Raw genomic sequence first — 20,245 nt, forward strand, 5'->3', positions numbered from 1 at the left:
GTTAATGAACATCAGTAAGTCTGATATTAACAAGAAACTGTTGAAGATCATTAGTTTCTGCAATACTGTTGACGATATTTTGAATTTCGCTTTCTGTACTCTTTTCAAGTTTATCCAGATTATGTAATTGTATAGTCATTACTTGATTATTTGGAGATTCAATTAAGTAGCTAATCATACTATCTGGAAAATAGCCTGCTGCTCGTAACGCTACTATAATTTTTTGTGTAAAATTCGTGCTTTGTAATTTTTCACCAATTTCTTCACTATAATTTGTATCGGGATTTTTTTGAATGGGTCTTTCATATGAAGGTTGATTATACTTAAGCAATGCTGCAGTTACTAACATCAAGGAAAATAAAATAAAAAGGCCTTTTATTAATCCTCTCATATTTTCACTCCATTTCATCTTTTTAATAGAATACGCTTATCATATTAAATAATGAATAAATCACACTGGCTCAGTATGAACTATTTGTTTAATAAACCTTATAATATTTGCCAGGCTAACATTTAGATAGCCTGACAAAGGGACAACATTCATCCTAATCGTTTATTCGTTTACGATGACTTTCACAACAGGTTCTAATTTTCCTACATATGCATCTCCAACATAATCAACATCTATTACTATAGCTCGTGGCACGAAACGTTGAATGCTTTCCAAAAGACGTGCGGTATTACGTCTTTTGACAAGCTGGAAAGGTGGAAGAGTGTCTAGTTTTAAACCAAAATCTCTGTAAAAAGGGCAAGATATTACGAAAGTAGATAGTATATAAGCTACATTTTGTAATATTTCATCAACGCCTGTAGCATTAAAATCAATATTGCTTGTGGCGGTCACTTGATGTGTCATCCTATCAACCTTTCTTCTACGATACATGGAAAGATGTCAGCAATCTTTCTTAATATGAGCTTTTCATCGAAAAAAGAGCACTTAGTTATTTATGCTAAATGCTCAAATGTTATGAATAGCACACATTCACTATTGTATGTATATGATGCAATGTATCGCTAAACAATTGCACAGCGTCAGGTTCAACTTCATCCCGCTTCTTTGATTGGATTCCACATGCTAGTCATTATTTATGTTAGTAGCGTGCTGCATAATAGATGACATACAACCAACTAAAACAACCATGTATGATTGCCCATAATATCGAATGATTAACACTCCAAGAAATAGTAATGGCCAATACGGAGCCAAAACTAATACCGCTCTTTATAACTGTTTTGTTTTCCATTTTCTTCACCTTCTTTACTCTTCTAATTTCGGAAGTTTGCCTCCTCATCATTATTCCTCCTAATCATGTCAACACGGATATATCTAAAATACTTTTACCGCTAATAAAAATCACAATGAACACGCCATTCTTTTAGTTCTGGATTAAAAAAGAAATAGAAATTTCCATTATCGACGATATTGAAATATGCCTTCTCGTCTGAGGCAATCTGTAATACAAAGGGAAAGTCCTCACCGTAATCATGACCACTTTGACAAAAAGCTGGATAGCCACCTATTTTATGTATGGCATATATTTCCTCTACGATATCATCGAAGTATTCAAAATCCTCCTCGTGCTCTAACCTCAAAATTTCATCCTCCACATCAGATGGAATCCCTCCTCCATCCCATGTCGGATAATCATTATCAATATGTTTTGGAATAAGCGGGAAAGCGCGAATACGGTCATGCTGCCAATTTTGCTGGATTAATCCTTCTATAGATGTATATGCTCTTATTTCAAAAAAACGGCTTAAATCATCTTCTATGAGGTGATCAAATATTTTTTCATTCATAAATAATGTTAGTAGCTCAATATGCTTTAGTGATGCGGGCACAAAAGAAAGGTCCTTTAAAAATAATGTCGCTAATGGCTGAAACCCTTGTGGCCTCTGTTCTCCAGGTAATGACCATCCTACATAGCCAATCCAGCTTTCTAGCATGTCATGTGTAGGTCTAACCCCACCTGTTTTAAAGATTGTTGCCTGTCTCACTAGCTGTGACTTAATTTCATCAATTTTCATTAACTGAACCCTCACTGCGACAAATACAATCTACGACATGATCATTAACCATCCCAGTAGCCTGCATAAATGAATAGCAAATCGTACTTCCAACAAATTTAAAGCCGTCTTTTTTTAATTGCTTGCTCATTCGTTCACTAATTTCTGTTGTAGCAGGTACATCTGCTATGGACGACCATTCATTGATGATCAGCTGATGATCCACAAAGCCCCAAATATATTCAGAGAAGGATCCATATTTCTCCTGTATCCGTAGAAAAGCTTGAGCATTCGTCACGACACTAGCAATTTTAAGCTTGTTACGAACGATCCGAGAATTCTGACGAAGCTCCTGTAGCTTGTCATCCGTATAGAGTATGATTTTCGAAGCATCAAATTGATCAAAAGCTGCACGATAGCCCTCTCTTTTTTGTAGAATTGTCCACCAGCTAAGTCCAGCTTGTGCCCCTTCTAGACAGAGCATCTCAAATAAATGCTGATCATCATAGACGGGAATACCCCATTCCTTGTCATGATACTCAACATATAAAGGTTCATCTAACTTTACCCAGTCACATCTTTTCATTTATATCCTCCATTTTATGTATCATTTAATCCCTGTTATACAAAGCCATCCTTTTTGTGTGTTTTCCCTTATAGTAACGGTTTGAAACCCAACACTTTCAAATAACTGCTTGATTTCAGGTTTTGTTTTATAGGCTTTCATATGATAATTAATTTTATAGAGCTCCGAAATTATAATAAACTTACCATCGTCCTTCAACACTCTAAATACTTCTTTCACATCATTTGCCAAGTCTGGCCAAAAATAATGCGTTTGGAACGCTGTAATCGTATCGAAAAACTTATCTGTGTACGGAATGCTTGAAACACTTGCTTGCGTCACGATCACTTTTCCATTTGCTACATCCATTTGATTTGTTTTTACGGAGTCTTTGACAGCCTGCGCAGAAAAGTCTATACCATAGATTTTACCACTCGGATTACTTTTCGATAAGGATTGAAGTGTTTTTCCGCCTCCACAGCCAATATCTAATACAATATCACCATCATTTATGGCTTCATATTTCATTAGCCAAGTATTCATACCACTATGTGCCTTATTCATAATTCGTAACATCATTGAGCCTACGAATCCTCTTGGGTTTTTAGCTTGCTCAATTAATCGTTGTATAAGCGTCATTTCAAATTTCCCCCTTGTCATTTTTACTTATCAATTATGCCTCGGTATAATTGCGTCCGCTTTATTTTTTTGAAAAACAGACACCATTAGATCTTAATAATCATTCATCCAATTCAGCACCTTTACTGCCTTTTAACGCAGTGAATTTTCGTAAAAGGTTGGAAAGTAATTGCATTCGCTCAAATCCATTCCTAATATAGAGGATAGGGACATTTGACTTTTCAGCTCTTTTTATCAGGTCATTAATGCAATTTATAGTTGACTCAATTTGTTGCTTGGCGATAGGCATTCGAGCTTGATCACTAAAGTAATCATTTTGAATATCAAGTATCATTAACGTTGCTTCAAAAATAGTAACCTCCCTGTATTTTTATATCTTATATTTTTTACGTTTAATAAAATCAAAAGTTTCAATTTTTACCATTTTATAAAAAGGAGACTCAATATGATTAAACAAGCCACTATGGAAGATGCTCAAACAGCAGCATTATTAGCACTACAACTTTGGCCAAATCATTCGTTAGAAGAATTTAGTGAGGAGATGACGAAACTAATTAATGCTGAAAACGCTACGATTTTCCTTGCCTACGAGGATGAGGAAGCAGTCGGTTTTGCACAATGTCAACTCCGAACAGATTATGTTGAAGGTACCCACTCTAGCCCAGTTGGCTATTTAGAAGGGCTCTTCGTAAAAAAACAATATCGACAGCAAGGCTTTGCAAAGCTGCTTATTGAGAGCTGCGAGCATTGGGCTAAACATAAAGGATGTAAAGAATTCGCGAGTGATTGTGAAATACAAAATCTCGAAAGTTTAGCAGTCCATCTTAAATTAGGTTTCACCGAGGCAAACCGCATTATTTGTTTTACGAAGGAATTGTAAAAACAAGGTCATCCTTCTATGGGATGACCTTATTCAAATGTCAATACTTATCTGTTATAACTCCGATTGAGGATGCTTTAATATAATCAAGATTTTGTAAGCTTGAAAGTGTCTTCGTATTTCCAGTTACGACAGCCCCATATATCACAAGATCTTTTACTGATAGACCATCCGCACCACCAATTTCTTTTTCTAACCGTTTATACTCATCTTGTAAACTTGATTTTTGTCTAGTTCCACTAGTTATTTCACGCACAAATAGCTCAGCTGGGTTCTCTTCTAAATCACTGTTCATGTTTAAAAGTGAAAAACCATATACATTTTGTTCTGAACGCAAAAGATAATCCCCTTTCGCAACTGTTCCATCACTATTGATAATCTTAACAATATTGTCATCTGATTCGTTAATATCCTTCACCCATAACCAAGAAGTAGTCACATTTTTCGGCAGCTTTGCAAGCGCTTCTTGCACTGTGTAGCCTTTATCAAAAGATAAAGCAATCTCCATAATTTTATCGTCACTAATTTGAGGCAACAACGCTAAATCATTTCGTGTCTTTTTATAATTTAAAAATGGATAGAAAAACAACATTTCGCGCTGTCCAAGCTCATTGTAACGTTGAACATCTAAATCTTCTTCACTGCCGCTCTTTCCAAATGGGAGAGGAGAAATAGAACCTTCATAAAGTATCTCATCTCGAAAAAGACCGTAGCCATACGTGTCATCTCCAGTAGGAACGATTTTACCTTCAATGTATTTAAACGTTTTATAATGTGTTTCACCACCTAAAAGGCCAGGGTAATTCTTCGTTGTCCCAATAAACTCATTCGCTCCTTTTACTTGATGTAGTGTATTAAAGGAATTCTGTGCATGGCTTTGCAAAAAACTAGTAATTGCATCATTAGCTATTTTCCCAGCAAACGATGTCACAATGATGACGCATAACGTAATAATGATTGTTTTCCATGTTGCACAACGTTGTGCTTTTTTCATTGTTTTTTTCATCTGTTCTGTATTAAAAAGGTTGTCCATCTTCTAACGCCTCCCATTGTTTTTTAAATGCTTTACGTGCTCGCTGTAAATAAGTTTTTACATGCGACTCACTCACCGCTAGAATCGTAGCAATTTCTTTATAGGATAACTCCATATCGTATTTCATTAAAAGCAATTGCTGAAATGTTGGCTGTAGCGCCAACAAGGCTTCATTAATCTTTGCATTTTTCTCTTTTTGTAAAAAATGTTGCTCTGCATCATCTAATACAGTTTTTAATTTTTCAATTTCATCATCACCAATTAATGTTGCGCGCTTTTGCTTGTTATACAACGTATAGTAACGATTAAGGGCGACCTTAAATAACCAAGCTCGTAAATTATCATGTCGAATTGTAGACAAACATTCAATTGTTTTAATGATTGCTTCTTGCACTACGTCCTCTGCATCTTCTTTTGTAGCCCCTATTTTTATCAAATATTTGAAAACGACTTCTGCATGCGCTAGCAATAGACGCTCCCACTCATTATTCATACTTCACCAACTTTTGGATATCCATTTCGTAGTTAACTCAACTATATAACCAATTAAACCCTAAAATGTATACAGATGTTTTTTAAAAAAAAAAAAAAATCACAAGTGCTCTTCTTTACACACTTGTGATTTATATTTTTTCAATATATGAAGGATCTATATAGAGCACAAACCTTAAAAATCCTTTTATTTTGGATACTAAATAATATGTAATTTGTCAAAAAGTTAAATTTCTTTTTCTAAGTCATTTTTAATTTAAATATGTATTGTTTGAAATATTTCTTTCGCGTTCATCAATTACTAGGTCGATAATAAATGCAAGTTGTTGCTCTATTCGCTTATTGTTAAGATGCATGATGTTCGCTATTGCATTTTTTTGTTTTTCTTCTAATCCTACCTTCTCTAGCAATAACATAATTTCTTCTTTCGAAAGCCCAAACATACTTTTTTCACCTCCAGTTCATCCATTCATTATTTCACAATCATTACTCAAGTTTCTTAAACAATTAACTAATACAGCCATTTTATGACCTATTTTCAGGATAACATATGGACTTAATTAATCCAAATTTTACTTTATTTTAATAAAATTCCAACCTCTATAAAAAATCATTATTATTCAATAATAATTTTTAATGAAGTATATGTAACGATTTTTGGTATTCACTTAATTCTATTATAAAAATAACAATCCCTTTTGTCGAATTTTCGCATTCTGCAGCACAGCTTAAAAGTCTAAATACGAAAGCATGATTGAATGAATAAAGACAACAAATAAAAATAATTATTTTTTAATATTTTTTTATATTAATGATACATTACCAGCAGTTCTCACAGTACTTTTAACTCATAAAAAAAGTAATTTCAAAATAATTGAAACTACTTATCCTACTTTATTATTCGGTTATTACATTGTTTTATTAATATTTTTCTTCAAAATATTTTTGTTAAATTTTTGTAAATTTTCAACTGGTATTCGTAATTTTACATCCAATTTTCTGATATCAACTATATCTACTTTATTTAATATTACGTTCTTTGTCTGATCACTAGTATTGACTGGCAAATTAACTATTCTCGACGTTGCATCAGTCTTCCATATTGTCTCGTTAGTGTACCCTTCGATAAATAACTGACTCTTCCCCTGTACAATAGCAGGTATTTTTACAGCAGTTAGATCAGTGTACACCATTTCAAGTAAAGATTGATTGGACATCGCTAAAAATGGACGATCTCCTTTATCAATCGTACAATGCTCAATACGCCCCATTGATTTATCAGACCATACTATTGCATATGGGCCATCATAACAGTTGTTAAATTCACTATTCACAACTTCAAAAATAGCATCAATACAAGTAATCGCATTTCCGCTAATGTGATCAAAAGTACAATTATCAGTAAATAGTCGAGCATTATTTATATAAATATGATGACTGTGAAGCTCTTGAATTATTGTGTTGTGCAGCGTAATCTTGGCGTGATCATTGCCATAAATACCACCAGCCTGTCCAAATTGGATCTTGCACTGATTGAGCTTTAACCCGCTTGAGTCGATAATAAAGTGAAATTGGGGGTGTTCTTGGAGATCACACTCAGTCATCGATACATCGGCTTCGTTGACAATCGTAACGCCTGTCGCCTTTCCCTTATCTATGCTACATGTACGAAACTCCGCTTTACTATTTTCAATTAACAACTGCGATTTCACATGTCGATGGATCTTACAATCATATAATATCGCCTTAGATTTCTCACCAAGATAAATTCCATTCCCCACGCCATCAGACAAGATAGAATCTGTCATCAACAACTCACTTTGATGAACAACCAGTTGCGCGTCTTGATGATGTTTGATTTCACAGCCATCCATCGTTAGTTTCGAGCTATCGAAAACTTGCACCCCTACATCTTGCCCTTGGTGAATAAGTGTATTGGTCATTGAAATTGTACTGGAGGCTGCTACAATTTGTGCCTTTTTATGTCCATGAATTTCACAATCCACAAGCTCCATTTTTACATCCCGTATTGCATAAATGCCATTCGTTCGCCCTTCTAACAGCATGCAATTAGTCAATGCGATTTCACTATTTTGCACATTAATTTGAGCTTTAACATGATGCTGGATCGTTGTATCCACTAGAATAACGCTTGAGCTATTATCGATATTTAGGCCAAAATGATTGATTGGGCTTGCTAAAATATCAACATTTTTCATCATTAAACTACCGAAGCTTACGGTCACTTGTGCCTGCACCATTTGTTGCTCAATAATACAGTTTTCTAGCTGTAAATCGCCCTTTACGTAAATTCCCTGCCCTTGAGTAAAACGCAGGTTTCGCATATTTACAAGTGTCTGATAGCGGATAAATACGCCACCTTTAATGATCACATTCCCCACTCCATAAAGTGTCAGCCTTTTGGAAATTTCGAAGCTTTCTTCATATATCCCATCCCGGATTTCAATGAAATCCCCCGGCTCTGCCACTTGAATCGCCTGCCCAATACTTTGGTAACGGTGCATAATACTTCTCTTTACAACAAGTGTCGCCATCTCTACACTCCTATTGTCGGTTTTCTTTTATTTATATCCCCATTGAACTTCCTATTATTCAATTTTGTACAAATAATTTACAACCGGTTTTTATTTAGAACGATGACAATACATATATCTTCTATTTCATCCTTCTAAACCAAACAATAAAAAACCAGCAATTAAACGTTTTTCTCGTCAATTGCTGGTTTAACTGATTCTTAATTTTCGATGGAGCATTTACTGTCTAATTATGATTCTGCATTAAATACATGTCCAAAATTACAATTTAAATTTCCTAACAAGGTCGTTTAAACTCTCTGCCATTTCCGCTAAATTGGATGAACTGTTTTTGATTTCATCCATCGAGCTGGCTGCTTGTTCGATCGTTGCGGAAGTTTGCTGTATGCCTGCAGCGGATTGCTCTGAGACAGCAGCAATTTCATCTACTGATTTATTAATATTGACAGTGTTTTGTACTACGTCTTCTAGCTTTGTCGTCATGCTATCAATGTTTGTTGACATCGAGTACACTGCCTCTGCAATGTGGCCGAATGTTTCGTTTGTAGATGTAATTTGATTTGTACCTTTTTCAACTTCTTCATAGCCGTTTTCCAGTGAAGATGTCACCATGTTCGATTCTTTTTGGATTTTTTGTACAATATCCGTGATATCGTCAACTGAGACTGCTACTTGTTCAGCGAGTTTACGAACCTCATCTGCAACGACCGCAAATCCTTTACCATTCTCCCCAGCTCGCGCCGCTTCGATCGCTGCATTAAGTGCCAGTAAATTCGTTTGTGCAGCAATACCCTGTATCACTGCCACGATTTTTGAAATGTCCTGAGTTTGTTTACTTAGTTCGTCCACCTTACAAACTGCATCCTTCACAATATGATGAATGGATGTCATTTGCTCTGTGGATGCGTCCATTAAATTTTGGCCCTCTTTCGTTAAAGCCATAACATTTTGGGAATATTGCTGAACATCCGTACTGCTATTATTGACATCTGTTATCTTCAACGTAAATTCTGTCATTGTTGTAGCTACATCTGATGCATTACTTGCCTGCACTTCTGTGCCACTCGCGATTTCAGTGACTGTGTCGACAATTTGTTCCGTACCAGTTTTCACCTCTGTTGCTGATTGCATGAGCTCCTCACTATGCGCAGCTACATCATTAGACACGGTTTGAATTTGCTTTAATAAACGGTTCAAAATATCGGACATCGTATTAGTCGCTTCTGTAAGCCGTCCTACTTCATCTTTTGATTTCACAACAAGTGCAGGCTCACTTAAATCACCTTCAGTAATTTGTTGCATACGTTTTGTCACAGCAATGATTGGTCTAGAAATGATTCGAGCACTTAATAATGCAATCACGATAGCAATGATAACAATCATAATACCTACGATTATACCTGTAAGCTGCTTAGTCTCGCCTGCACTGACAATGTCTGCACCAGTCGCATTAATCGATTGCTTACGATGCTCTGCTAACCCCTCAAAGCCTTCACGTATTTCCGTAGCCTTATCACTCATAGTTGCTAAATTTTTTGTTGCTTGTTCAATTTGGCCTTGGTCATAAACAGTAAATACTTCTTTTTCAACATAACTGCTCCATTCTTTAGCCATTTCCGCAAATTTGTTGAAATCACCTGTCTCTGATATTGCTAAACGTAGTTTCTCATTGTCATCAGCATGCTTGACATTATCTTCAAAAATTTTCTTATACTTTTCATCACCAGAAAGTACATACCCTCTAGCTGCTGCAATTCTTAGCCCTATCGTCTGAGCTTCCTCATAATCTGTAATTAATAATTGCATTTCTTCATCAATAATTTGTTCCGTTGCGCTGTTGCTTTGGTTGACTGCATAAAAATTGTAACCAATATATAAAACCACTACTGCTACTACAATGCTGAAGGAAAAAACGATTCTCTTACTTATTGACTTAAAATTCATTTCAAATTCTCCTTACTTTCCAAATGCAATCTAATGTGCATTGTTATAATTTGCACACCATTAGTAATTTAACACTCTCGAGCCAAGTTTGGATTGATTTGGAATTTTCCCTAGATTAAATGAAATAACTAGGTGATTTTCATGTAATTTTCAGCGGATTATTAAAGCCATAATTTTCAGACAGATGGACTACCATAAAAAAACCCAAACAGGACTTTTGACACACAAAAAGAACAGCCTCAAAAGTAAGCTGTTCCTTCTATTTAAATATTAATCCCAATAATTAAACATAACATCTCCGATTGTTTTACTATCAAAGCGTGAAATGTATTTCCATTCCACATCAGATAAACTGTGCAGCTCCTTTTCCTGCGTCAACAATGTGTTTAGTGTATCGGCAGTAAGGCATTTACGCATCGGGAAATATTTGTGTAATGGAGCTTTTGTTAAAAATTGAAAGCTTAACTCTTCATCAAACTTAGCAAACGCAATATAAGGCATCAGCCTATGATGAAGTATCGTCAAACGTTCATCTTCCAGTTGAATCACCGCTTGCATATAAACAAAATGAGGCTGATCAATAAATTGGATAGCTTTTGCTCGTTGTTCACTTGTAACTAAATGATAAACCATCGACTGGAAAGATCGCATATCCTGTTCAATTAGATGTCCTGCATCAAAACCTGAAATCCCTTTAGTTAATCGCAACGAATCACCCCTTTATTATTATGTCTATATGACCTTCTAGTAAAGATAGGCAGATTCCTTCAATAAGGATCTATTTTCTTGTTATTTGATAGTTTATTTCTAAAAAGGGAAGTCCGAAAATACGCATCTTGTGCACAGCCGTTAGTGTTGTTTCATCTTCTGCCTTTATCTTAAAATGCTCCTGTAAAGGTAGTTGAAATAAAAAACGGTTAATGGCTAAATAAATCCCAGCATCCCCATCGTAATTACTCGTTAAATATAAAGCACCATTATCTTCATGTAAATGTAACACCCCAATCATTGTTGAGAAAGGCAGTGGAAGTGCAATATTCATATAGGTGGTTTGTCCTGTTGTATGCTTTGAATAGATTGCGACAAAGGTTGTTTGTTTGTCTATTTTACGGATCCATGCACGTGGAGCTGGACGTCCATCGCGCAGCTCATCTACTTTAACAACCATTCCTGTCATCTCAATTTGCTTACTGGAGAAGGGTAAATTCAGCTGTTGCATGAAGCGACTTAAGCCTTGATAAATCAAAGCAAACGGTTTAAACCAGCTTTTCCACTTTACAGATGCCATTAAACGATACTGATTGGTTTCTTCATAAAAATGTGGAATGATGTGTGGCAGCTTTGTCGTATCCACAAAATCACTAAGCGCATCGACTAAACCAGGGTGCGGGTCTTTTCGTTCTCGCAATTTCCCCCTAATTTGGCTAACTGGAAAATGAAATGGTTGAAATTTAGTTTCCGGAATAGCTATAGCCCAAGCCAGCACCCCTACACTACCGAAGAAAATACCATTCATAAATCCATGGAATTTTAGCATTTCTGGTATCCCTACATATCCAAATGCATATATAAACGACCATAATATCGTAATACATAGAGACCCATAGGAAATGCGTAACAGTAAACCTTGTCCACGAGGAAGTTTCGTTTTTAGAGCAAGGAAAAATAAACTGTAAATCGCAGCGATATAAAGTGTCACTGAAATAATTTCTATTATTGTAGAGAACGTTATACCAATTGCAACAAGAAGTGGGCCTGTCAATAAAATAACAACGACTGCATTGTACCATCTACTATTATGTATTCGCCCAAAAAGACCTATAGAAATAGCTAATAAACAAGCTGAGTAATGAAAATGGATGGCTGTTAACCACGTTATTAACGATGAAAAACCTGTATCGATGTTTGCGATAAAAGCAAAAAACCATAGTCCACCGATCAATATATAAATAAGTCCCACATCAATCGATATCTCCGCCATGTTTGTAAAGCCTCGTTGTAAAAATCGCTTCACACCTTGTATAGCTATAAACGCCGTATAAAGAACATAAATAAGTACGAGAACGATGGCTATCCAACCTTCAGAGCACCAATGTAGCATCGTAATCGCAAGCATCATCGCGACAATAATAGCATCACCGGCTTTGTTAAAGGAAATGACCATTTTCACCATCGCAGGAACAAAGATCAGCTGTGCAACTGTGAGTAGCAACATATATCCAGGCTGCGGGCTAAACAAATAACAAACGACCGACAGCATAAGCCCTACTATTAGGACAGGACTACATAGATTGTTGCGTAAATTCACCAGCATACATCATCAGCCTCCCTATCAATGGATTATGGATGGACACATGAATCGTAAACACATTCCTTTTGTCATCAAATCCTTCCTCGACGATTACACGCCCCTCTAATATTTTTGGTATTGGACATTCCATTTTGGAAACTACAAACCGTTGGACACCAGAACGAATGATTAATCTCCCCTCCCGTGTCACTGCAAAATGTAAATCTGAATAAAAAAGAGCTGGTGATCCTAAGTAATCCTTGACTATTTTTCGGACTGGATCAATCGTCATTCTCGCATCAAAATGTCTAGTTCTGTTTGAAAAATTGAAAGTACGCTCCCATAACACTTCAAGTTCTCCACTTGGTAATACTCGACAAGTATTACAAATTGAGAATGGAACATCGTCGCTTGATTCAGGAAACAGGAATTTAGTTTTGGTAGCTATCGCATAAAAAGGACGTAGCCACTTTGTACCAGATTCAATTTTATGCATTACGCCAGTAGCATAAAAAGGTTGATCTACAGGTAACATATAACGCTTCTGCAGCATCGGATGGAGTCGAGTAAAGTCCTCGCCCAATAAAGTTTGATAAATCGTCATGTTGTTTCTCCTCGCTTTCGTTTACAGCTTTTGGCACTAGGCATATCTTTACTTAGAATCAACCCGATAATGGACAATACCCACAATGCTACATTAAGTGTTACAGGATTAAACGGAGCAGTAGCAATCGTTTTATCTGCTAGAACGGCACCCAATGTTAAAAACGGAAATAACACTATTTGCACACCAAACAATAAACGCTTTCCTCGAGGCAATAGCCAACACAGTGCAAAGATTATCTCTGCAAGTCCAATCCAGTTTACTATTTGGCTAGTGTTACTTGATCCATTCAACTGACTATAATCCCCACCTAGTAATTTCTCAATCATCATCACCTCAGTAGGATGTTGTACGATGATTTTCGGTACAAGACCGTGGTACAACCACACAAAACAAAAAAGCACACTAATGAGCATAGTTAAAAAGAAGCGACGATACTGAGAAAAAGGATTTTCTCCTTTTTCAAGCCATCTTTTTAAAACATCGAAGCTAAGAGCTGTTGCCCAGCCCATTACGGGACGAAACACAGCATCAAATAATTTCCCTAGTTTCCCGTAGCGAACATCATAGTCATACTGGGTTAAAAATGTGAGCCCCTGGTCATCAGGAATATATCGCCAGTACCCTTTCCCCTCTGCAATTGGAGATATTTTTTGGGGTGTACCAAAATGTAACGAGGATGTTTTCGTACCATCTTTTTTATGATGCTCTCCTTTACTCTCACCCCAGCCACTAACTGCTATGCCCGGCATCACCTTCGTTTCATAGGTAAAGCGCTGAGGTTCTTCAGGAGATTTTTTATCGATATAAGTAATAGAAGTAAAACGTAAATCCCATTGCTCATGCAGCTTAGGGTTTTGGGTATAATTCCAAGCCTCGTCGATAGGTGCTCGTATATCCACCTCCACATAAATAGGCTTTTTCTTCATCTTTATTTCCTCCTTAAAACAAGCTTATTAGTTATTTTAGTTTACTTTCCATGAACTTCCATAACTCCCACTCTATTAATGTTATTATAGCAATAAATTAATCTTTAACCATAAATTGGACTTTATCTATTAAATTGGAACAACACCATAACATAGGGTTATTTCCGTTCCTAACTGCGCGCTTTCGCACAGATAAAACTTTGTTGCAGCTGCTACGTTAGCTCTACGCCTTTTGCACAGAAAACACCCGCTTCGCTCCAGGGTCTTGGGCTAACACGATGTTGGTCACGAAAGCGTTATCACAGGTTTAGCCTCCTTTGCCCTATCGCTAATCCCCAAGGAGTCGCCAAGAACGAAGATCAACTGATATGCATTGTATAGTCTTTAACAAAAGTAATCTCCTGTTTCCGGAAATGACCCATTAAATTCCCATAAAATAAAAAAAGTTGAATCGAAATGATAGTTTGCCAAGTCTAATAGTCGGAAGGAGGCGTTTTTCATTACTACAAAGCAAGAATCATTGGTACAGTTAGCACAAAACGGAGATGAGCAAGCTTTTTATCAGCTTATTGAGCAGGAGCAACATAAGTTATATCGAATCGCTTATGTTTATGTCCAAAATGAAAATGACGCCGTAGAAGTTTTTCAACAGACCATTATCCGTGCATATGAGGGCTTACCTAAATTAAACGACCCTCAATATTTTTCTACCTGGTTAACGCGCATTATTATAAATTGCTGTAAAACCTACCTTGCCAAGAAAAACTCGGTACAGCTTGTTGAACCACATACATTAGAGGATCTCAATAGTACTTCACCTACATATATCGAAGAAGAACTTGATCTATGGCATTCTCTCTGCGAGCTAGAGGAAAAATACAAAACGGTTTTACTATTACGTTTTTATCAAGACTACTCGGTAAAAGATATTGCAGCGATTTTACAATGTCCTGAGGGCACTGTGAAAACGCATATTCGCCGAGGCTTACAAGCTTTACGACAACAATTAAAGGGGGCATATATAGATGAATGGGTTCAATCCGTTGAAAGGAGTTATTAATGCGATTCCGATCCCCGAAGGACGTTTAACAGAAGTGTTACGCATCGAAGGGATGTCAAAAATCTTTCAACAAAAGCATCATACGGTCAATGCTTTGAAAAATATCCATTGTACAGTTTATCAAGGTGAAATGGTGGCCATTATGGGGACGAGCGGTTCTGGTAAAAGTACACTGCTCAATATGATTAGCGCCATCGATGAACCGACTGAAGGAGCGTTATTCTTATTTGGAAAGGAAGCGCATGATATTTATCAAGAGCCAAAAGCATCGAAATTCCGCAAAGAGAATATCGGCTTTATCTTCCAATCATTCCATCTGTTAAAGGATTTATCAGTTGAAGATAATATTGCGCTCCCTCTTATCCTCAATGATGTACCAAGTAAAGACATCAAAGGACGCGTACAGCAAATGATGGAAAAGCTAAATATTGCTGCCTGGGCAAAGCATCGACCAAATGAGCTTTCTGGTGGTCAAAAGCAACGAGTGGCCATAGCCCGCGCTATTATTGCAAACCCACCAATATTGCTGGCAGATGAGCCGACTGGTGCATTGGATGTGAATACGACTGATGAAATTTTAGGGCTGTTAGTAGACTTGCAAAAAACTATGAATCAAACCATGTTACTCGTGACACATGACCCTTATGTTGCGACTTATGCAAATCGTGTATTATTTTTCCATGATGGTGCCATTGTGGATTCCTATCAAAATACGCAAACAGCGGAGGATTTAGATTGTATTTTAGCGAAGTTCAAGCTGATTACTAGAGGTGATGTGTAATGTTTACGATGCGTACCATTGCTCTGAAGCTATTTCGTGCAGCATGGGCCAATGTATTAACGAGTATTAGTATTATTACCATTTCCATTTGCCTTGTCATGACAATGAGTGTTTACATATGGAATGCCCATAGTCAAATGAAAGAAGACATACAAGCATTATATGGCGAAATGGATTTAATGGTCGGCTATAACCCCGATCAAAATAGGCTGTTAACTTCACAGCAAATCGAAAATTTCGAAGCAATGCCTGGTGTTACAAAAGTTTCGAGTGTGTCACTAGCTCAAACTAATGTTGAAAATGAGAAAAATACATCATTTTATACAGTTGGTGTGGAAAACGACGACTTAGTGAAAAGCCGCTATCATTTTAATGTCGATCTTGGCCCTAACGAAGTTGTGATTACTGAAAATGTGGCACGTCTTTTCCACAAAGAGGTCGGCGATACGCTAAACGTTACTTTCAATAAAACGATTGGAGATTCTGTTGAAGCAAATACAGGTAGCTTTACGATACAAGAAATCCTTTCACCCCTTAAAGGCACAGATAGTCCTAATTTTATCCTTATGCAAAATGATGAGTTGAAAACTTGGATGAATAATAGTAATGCACAAACGGCCGGTATGTTTGCACTCATTAAAACGGAAGATAATATGGCTACCTCAGTTGGTACAGATTTGAAACAACTTGATGAAACATTACGTGTAGATGTCATGAGTGACTATGATGAATTTAAGAGAAATTTACAAGCATTAATCATTTTTATGGTTGTACTTTCATTCTTTATATTACTTATTTCAAGTGTTTTACTGCTATCAACGTTCCAGCTATTATTTTACAAAATTAAAGAACAGCTTATGGTATTTCGTGCACTTGGCGCCTCTACCAAGCAAGTAGGACGCATTGTACAATTGCAATTATCTACAATTATTGGCGTTGGCGTATTGCTTGGGACAGCGGTCAGTTTATTGATAATAAAAAGTTGGTTACCACAGCTCATTAGTTTGATGAAAATGCCAGATGCAAAAACTGATTTACCGATGATCTTTGTATTGGCGATTGCTATTGTAAGTTTTTTATTGCTCCAGCTAATCACACAGTGGCAAGTTCATAAAAGCTCAAGTCTATTACCTTTACAAATCGCAACAGAGAATGAAAATTTAAGTTTACGGTGGACAAAATGGAAAACGATTATTGTGAGTGGCGTTGCGTTCATGTCCCTATTCTTGTTTTTAAATGCTTATAAAGTCGGAAAAAATAGTGGACAAGGTGCACTTATGATTTTAATAGCCACATTACTCGTCAGTGGAATCTTCCTTTATCTGATGCCATACCTCTTTACAGCATTATTTAAATTTTCATTGAAGCCTATTCGTACTGTGCTCGGCAAAGAAGCATACTTAGCGTGTCAGCAGCTTATGCCACAAGTACGAAGAAATATGCCGATTATACTTAGCATTATCGGCTTAATGGTCATTTTAATTTTCGGCAGCTCTTTATTTAAATCAGTTCAGCAAAGCTCTTATGAGTATATTAACTCTCAATATGAAACATCGATTAAAATTGATAATGAATTAAATGACCCAACCATTACACCGGATCTAATAAAAGAAATTGAGGCATTGCCGAGTGTGGCCTATGCCTATGCACGAAGTGAAGCACCTTGGATCGCGCTTCAAGGCGAAAATGGCTGGGAAGAAGGTAGTAACTTCGAGGCCATTGATGTCGAAAAATACGTCCAGTTAAAAAAGCTTGATGCTGTTAAAGGAGATTTGAAAAATGGAGTGATCATTACAGAAAGATTTGCTAGAAAACATCAATTAGCAGTTGGTGATCGTATAATGGCAGGGACATTTGATGAAACACTTCAACAAAATGTGCCAATTGGTGAATTACTAGTAATTGATGTAGCTCTTGATTCTTATAATAAATATATAGATTTATTTGTGGATTGGTCCTCTTTTATAGTATCTTCTGATTCAACAATCATTACAAACATAATGGTGGAAGCAGATAATACAGAGCAGGCATTAGCCGATCTCTCATACTTACAAGAACGTTGGTCAGCTTTAAAAATTACTGATAAAGAGACATTTATCAAGCAATACGATGAAATGACCTTCCAGCGCTGGAGCCTTTTTGTTGGAGTCTTTGTTATTTTAATTTCTGCAACTTGTCTCGGCGTATTGCAAACACTGCTTCACTCCATTTACTCAAAACGTGCCGATTATGCAATTCAGCGCCTTATAGGTCTTTCACCGCGAGGATTAATCAAGCTGATTTTGACGCAAGTGTTATCCTTTGTACTTTATGGACTGGCTGTTGGGACATTTCTCGGACTTCTAGTTACAAAATTACTGTTCACGATTGACGGAGGATCTTATGACTTCGTTACATTAGGTGTTACGAGTATCGTCTTTTTAGGCGCGACACTTATTGTCTTTACGCTACAAGGTTACTGGATAAGTCGTAGAAAATTAGCGAATGAAATGCTTGATATTTAAATGAAAGTAGACTCTCTTAAGTAGCAGAGGGTCTGCTTTTCATTTATCGCCCAACTAAACAGAGTTTTATTAAAAATAACTTTCCTCAAAAATAGCTTTCTAAGAAATAAGCTATTTTTTTATGCTAATCCGACTATGAATGTGTGAACTTTTGTACTTAAACTAAACGAACGTAGCAGATTAGTATAAAAGATGTTCGCTTCTTGTGTAAGATTATGTAAAATATATGTAGACTAATACAATTTTACTTATAAAACTAACTGAGCTAATAGAATAGTTATTAGGAGGAGATACCGTTGAATCAGGCTGTGGAAGCTTTTCTGAATAAGGTATGGAAGGAAATCACTACACTTTACGAACAAGAAGGCAAAAGAATCAATGAGTTTAAGGATAAAAGAACGTTGCAAGCTGGAGTGCACAACTACCTCCGGGTGGCGTGGAGAAAAGGCAAGTTTACCTGGTCTAAGGGGAAAATTTATATCGATTTCTCCAAATTATTATCCAGCTCGAACAAATTTGGAGCGGATACTTACATCATGGAGTTGACCGATGAACTTCTGACTGAGGAGTTCTTTCCTACCTTGTGCGGGCTTGTAGACGACCTGTTCCGCTCGGAAAAACTGGGGCCCGATTTCTTTGATTACAAGTTTGAAGTTGTGTTTGAGTTTGAGTGGGAGAATTCGAAATTAACCCTTAACAAACAGCTATATAATGAGCCCAAGTTGATTCAACTCCAAAAGAGGCTGGATCATTTTATTCAAACAATGATTCTTTCTGACTTGCCTGTGTTACCTGAAGAGAAAGACGTTTTCTTTTTCGCCTATCACTTGGTCAATCCTGATTTGATGAAACAGGAAGTGGAAGTAGTCGATCCGTTGATTCGTCGTCTCTCCGACAAGCTGAATAATAATCAAGAACTCAAAAACGGTTTGATTAGCCGTTATATTTTGGCGTTAAAAAAATGGGCATGTGATTACTTTTTACTGCAGCATTTTACCCGATCCGGTGATTATGGAATGATTTGGACTTTGAAAGAGGATCATCCTTCCGTAGATGCCAAAGAAATGGATTTCTTTCTTTATGCTTCATTGCAGATTGGCTTCACAGAACCGGATATCCCGCAGGAGTATATGGAACTGGCGGTCCAATTGGGTTCCAAAAAAGCTGCTGAATATTTGAAAGTCGGCAGCGGAAAATTTGTACGGACATATCGAGGAGAGCTCGTAGAAGGCAGAAACAACGATATTACACAAACGATTGAAATTCGAATTCTCTCCGAAGAAGAACTAGCTTATAAAGAAGCGTTGGATTATATTATCAATCTTTTGAAACAAGAGTTTCCTAAAAGTTATCAACTAAAGTTAGAGAGTTGCCAAAAGAACTTCCTTCCCGTGGAGGAACTGGCGAAGTCCGAGCTACATCAGTTTTTTGCAAATGCACTTAGCTACCCTAATTTGTTCCCGAAGATTGCAGAATATGTAGATACAGCAATGGAAGAGTTCGCGTGGTACGGGGACGTGGAGCCAAGCGAGGAATCGGTCATGCCGGGCACTTATGCAGTATTGGGCCTTGGCTTGTACAGCGAAGCTTATTTTCCGCTATTGTGCCGCTATATGGAACTGGTAGATACAGAGCATCAGTCAGCGCAGGATGGATATACAGAGGCGTTTATTGATGCGCATGGCGTGAAAGTAGAGCTTATGCCAGTGATTGTATCCATTTTACAGGGAGGAATTGATGAAGGCACGTTGGTCACCAATTTAACCATCGACACTCCTGAGCTAGCCGAGGCGCTATTCAAGGCGCTAAAAGGCAAGGAGATTTATGAAAGCGAAATGGTACTGCACCGGGTTTTTGGGAGCATAGAGGAACTTGAAGAGGCAGCCCGAGAGGCACAACCGCCATTAAAAGAAGGATTGGAGCAGCTGATGGCTCTTCAAATCGAAATGACCTGAGAGCTTT

General features: G+C 37.0%; 21 protein-coding genes. 5 read left to right on the top strand and 16 right to left on the bottom strand.

Features of this window, described 5'->3' with window-relative positions; translation table 11 throughout:
• Position 1 precedes the first annotated feature (1 nt).
• The 7 genes from ACMZ42_RS19805 to ACMZ42_RS19835 form a co-directional block, all read right to left on the bottom strand.
• The gene (locus ACMZ42_RS19805; RefSeq protein WP_370078662.1) at positions 2-391 is read right to left on the bottom strand and encodes a hypothetical protein; all 390 of its coding nucleotides are present in this window, start codon (positions 389-391) and stop codon (positions 2-4) included.
• 162 nt (positions 392-553) lie between these two features.
• Positions 554-844, bottom strand: a complete 291-nt coding sequence (locus ACMZ42_RS19810) for a hypothetical protein (protein ID WP_370078660.1) — start codon at positions 842-844, stop codon at positions 554-556.
• A 247-nt stretch (positions 845-1,091) separates the two neighbouring features.
• On the bottom strand, positions 1,092-1,292 hold the full coding sequence (locus tag ACMZ42_RS19815; RefSeq protein WP_402871711.1) for a hypothetical protein: 201 nt from the start codon (positions 1,290-1,292) through the stop codon (positions 1,092-1,094).
• Between the two features lie 52 nt (positions 1,293-1,344).
• Positions 1,345-2,028 carry a DUF1963 domain-containing protein gene (locus ACMZ42_RS19820; RefSeq protein ID WP_415732495.1) on the bottom strand — a complete coding sequence of 228 codons (684 nt, stop codon included), beginning with the start codon at positions 2,026-2,028 and terminating at the stop codon, positions 1,345-1,347.
• Positions 2,018-2,593 carry a DNA-3-methyladenine glycosylase I gene (locus ACMZ42_RS19825; RefSeq protein WP_415732496.1) on the bottom strand — a complete coding sequence of 192 codons (576 nt, stop codon included), beginning with the start codon at positions 2,591-2,593 and terminating at the stop codon, positions 2,018-2,020. Before ACMZ42_RS19825 ends, ACMZ42_RS19820 begins: the two co-directional genes overlap by 11 nt.
• A gap of 21 nt (positions 2,594-2,614) precedes the next feature.
• Positions 2,615-3,211 carry a class I SAM-dependent methyltransferase gene (locus ACMZ42_RS19830; RefSeq protein ID WP_415732497.1) on the bottom strand — a complete coding sequence of 199 codons (597 nt, stop codon included), beginning with the start codon at positions 3,209-3,211 and terminating at the stop codon, positions 2,615-2,617.
• Positions 3,212-3,311: 100 nt separating this feature from the next.
• On the bottom strand, positions 3,312-3,545 hold the full coding sequence (locus ACMZ42_RS19835) for an isochorismatase family protein (protein WP_415732498.1): 234 nt from the start codon (positions 3,543-3,545) through the stop codon (positions 3,312-3,314).
• Between the two features lie 111 nt (positions 3,546-3,656).
• Here ACMZ42_RS19835 and aac(6') point away from each other — a divergent pair, with 111 nt between their 5' ends.
• A complete protein-coding gene (gene aac(6'), locus ACMZ42_RS19840; RefSeq protein ID WP_415732499.1) occupies positions 3,657-4,091 on the top strand; it encodes an aminoglycoside 6'-N-acetyltransferase in 435 nt (144 codons plus the stop codon).
• A 40-nt stretch (positions 4,092-4,131) separates the two neighbouring features.
• Here aac(6') and ACMZ42_RS19845 read toward each other — a convergent pair whose 3' ends face one another.
• The 9 genes from ACMZ42_RS19845 to ACMZ42_RS19885 form a co-directional block, all read right to left on the bottom strand.
• Positions 4,132-5,124, bottom strand: coding sequence for an anti sigma factor C-terminal domain-containing protein (locus tag ACMZ42_RS19845; protein WP_415732500.1), 993 nt, complete (start codon positions 5,122-5,124; stop codon positions 4,132-4,134).
• A complete protein-coding gene (locus tag ACMZ42_RS19850; RefSeq protein ID WP_402871730.1) occupies positions 5,108-5,617 on the bottom strand; it encodes an RNA polymerase sigma factor in 510 nt (169 codons plus the stop codon). The genes ACMZ42_RS19845 and ACMZ42_RS19850 overlap by 17 nt, the downstream gene beginning before the upstream one ends.
• A gap of 250 nt (positions 5,618-5,867) precedes the next feature.
• Positions 5,868-6,059, bottom strand: coding sequence for a hypothetical protein (locus tag ACMZ42_RS19855; RefSeq protein WP_370078642.1), 192 nt, complete (start codon positions 6,057-6,059; stop codon positions 5,868-5,870).
• Positions 6,060-6,524: 465 nt separating this feature from the next.
• Positions 6,525-8,171 (bottom strand): right-handed parallel beta-helix repeat-containing protein, encoded by a 1,647-nt coding sequence (locus tag ACMZ42_RS19860; protein WP_415732501.1) that lies wholly within the window; start codon positions 8,169-8,171, stop codon positions 6,525-6,527.
• A gap of 261 nt (positions 8,172-8,432) precedes the next feature.
• Positions 8,433-10,115 (bottom strand): methyl-accepting chemotaxis protein, encoded by a 1,683-nt coding sequence (locus tag ACMZ42_RS19865; RefSeq protein WP_415732502.1) that lies wholly within the window; start codon positions 10,113-10,115, stop codon positions 8,433-8,435.
• Positions 10,116-10,385: 270 nt separating this feature from the next.
• The gene (locus tag ACMZ42_RS19870) at positions 10,386-10,823 is read right to left on the bottom strand and encodes a hypothetical protein (protein ID WP_415732503.1); all 438 of its coding nucleotides are present in this window, start codon (positions 10,821-10,823) and stop codon (positions 10,386-10,388) included.
• A gap of 70 nt (positions 10,824-10,893) precedes the next feature.
• Entirely contained in the window at positions 10,894-12,429 is a 1,536-nt protein-coding gene (locus ACMZ42_RS19875) for a YndJ family protein (protein ID WP_415732504.1), read from the bottom strand.
• Positions 12,398-13,009: a DUF4166 domain-containing protein gene (locus ACMZ42_RS19880; protein ID WP_415732505.1), complete on the bottom strand. Its 612-nt coding sequence runs from the start codon at positions 13,007-13,009 to the stop codon at positions 12,398-12,400. The genes ACMZ42_RS19875 and ACMZ42_RS19880 overlap by 32 nt, the downstream gene beginning before the upstream one ends.
• Positions 13,006-13,938, bottom strand: coding sequence for a DoxX-like family protein (locus tag ACMZ42_RS19885; protein ID WP_415732506.1), 933 nt, complete (start codon positions 13,936-13,938; stop codon positions 13,006-13,008). The genes ACMZ42_RS19880 and ACMZ42_RS19885 overlap by 4 nt, the downstream gene beginning before the upstream one ends.
• A gap of 520 nt (positions 13,939-14,458) precedes the next feature.
• On the opposite strand from ACMZ42_RS19885, the gene ACMZ42_RS19890 reads away from it, so the two are divergent.
• The 4 genes from ACMZ42_RS19890 (at position 14,459) to ACMZ42_RS19905 (ending at position 20,238) form a co-directional block, all read left to right on the top strand.
• On the top strand, positions 14,459-14,998 hold the full coding sequence (locus ACMZ42_RS19890; protein WP_415732507.1) for a sigma-70 family RNA polymerase sigma factor: 540 nt from the start codon (positions 14,459-14,461) through the stop codon (positions 14,996-14,998).
• A 52-nt stretch (positions 14,999-15,050) separates the two neighbouring features.
• Positions 15,051-15,779 carry an ABC transporter ATP-binding protein gene (locus ACMZ42_RS19895; RefSeq protein WP_415732551.1) on the top strand — a complete coding sequence of 243 codons (729 nt, stop codon included), beginning with the start codon at positions 15,051-15,053 and terminating at the stop codon, positions 15,777-15,779.
• Positions 15,779-18,283: an ABC transporter permease gene (locus ACMZ42_RS19900; protein WP_415732508.1), complete on the top strand. Its 2,505-nt coding sequence runs from the start codon at positions 15,779-15,781 to the stop codon at positions 18,281-18,283. The genes ACMZ42_RS19895 and ACMZ42_RS19900 overlap by 1 nt, the downstream gene beginning before the upstream one ends.
• A gap of 296 nt (positions 18,284-18,579) precedes the next feature.
• Positions 18,580-20,238, top strand: coding sequence for a DUF6138 family protein (locus ACMZ42_RS19905; RefSeq protein WP_415732509.1), 1,659 nt, complete (start codon positions 18,580-18,582; stop codon positions 20,236-20,238).
• Positions 20,239-20,245: the final 7 nt, after the last annotated feature.

The organism is Lysinibacillus sp. NPDC056185 (assembly GCF_047737915.1).
Lineage (GTDB): Bacteria > Bacillota > Bacilli > Bacillales_A > Planococcaceae > Lysinibacillus.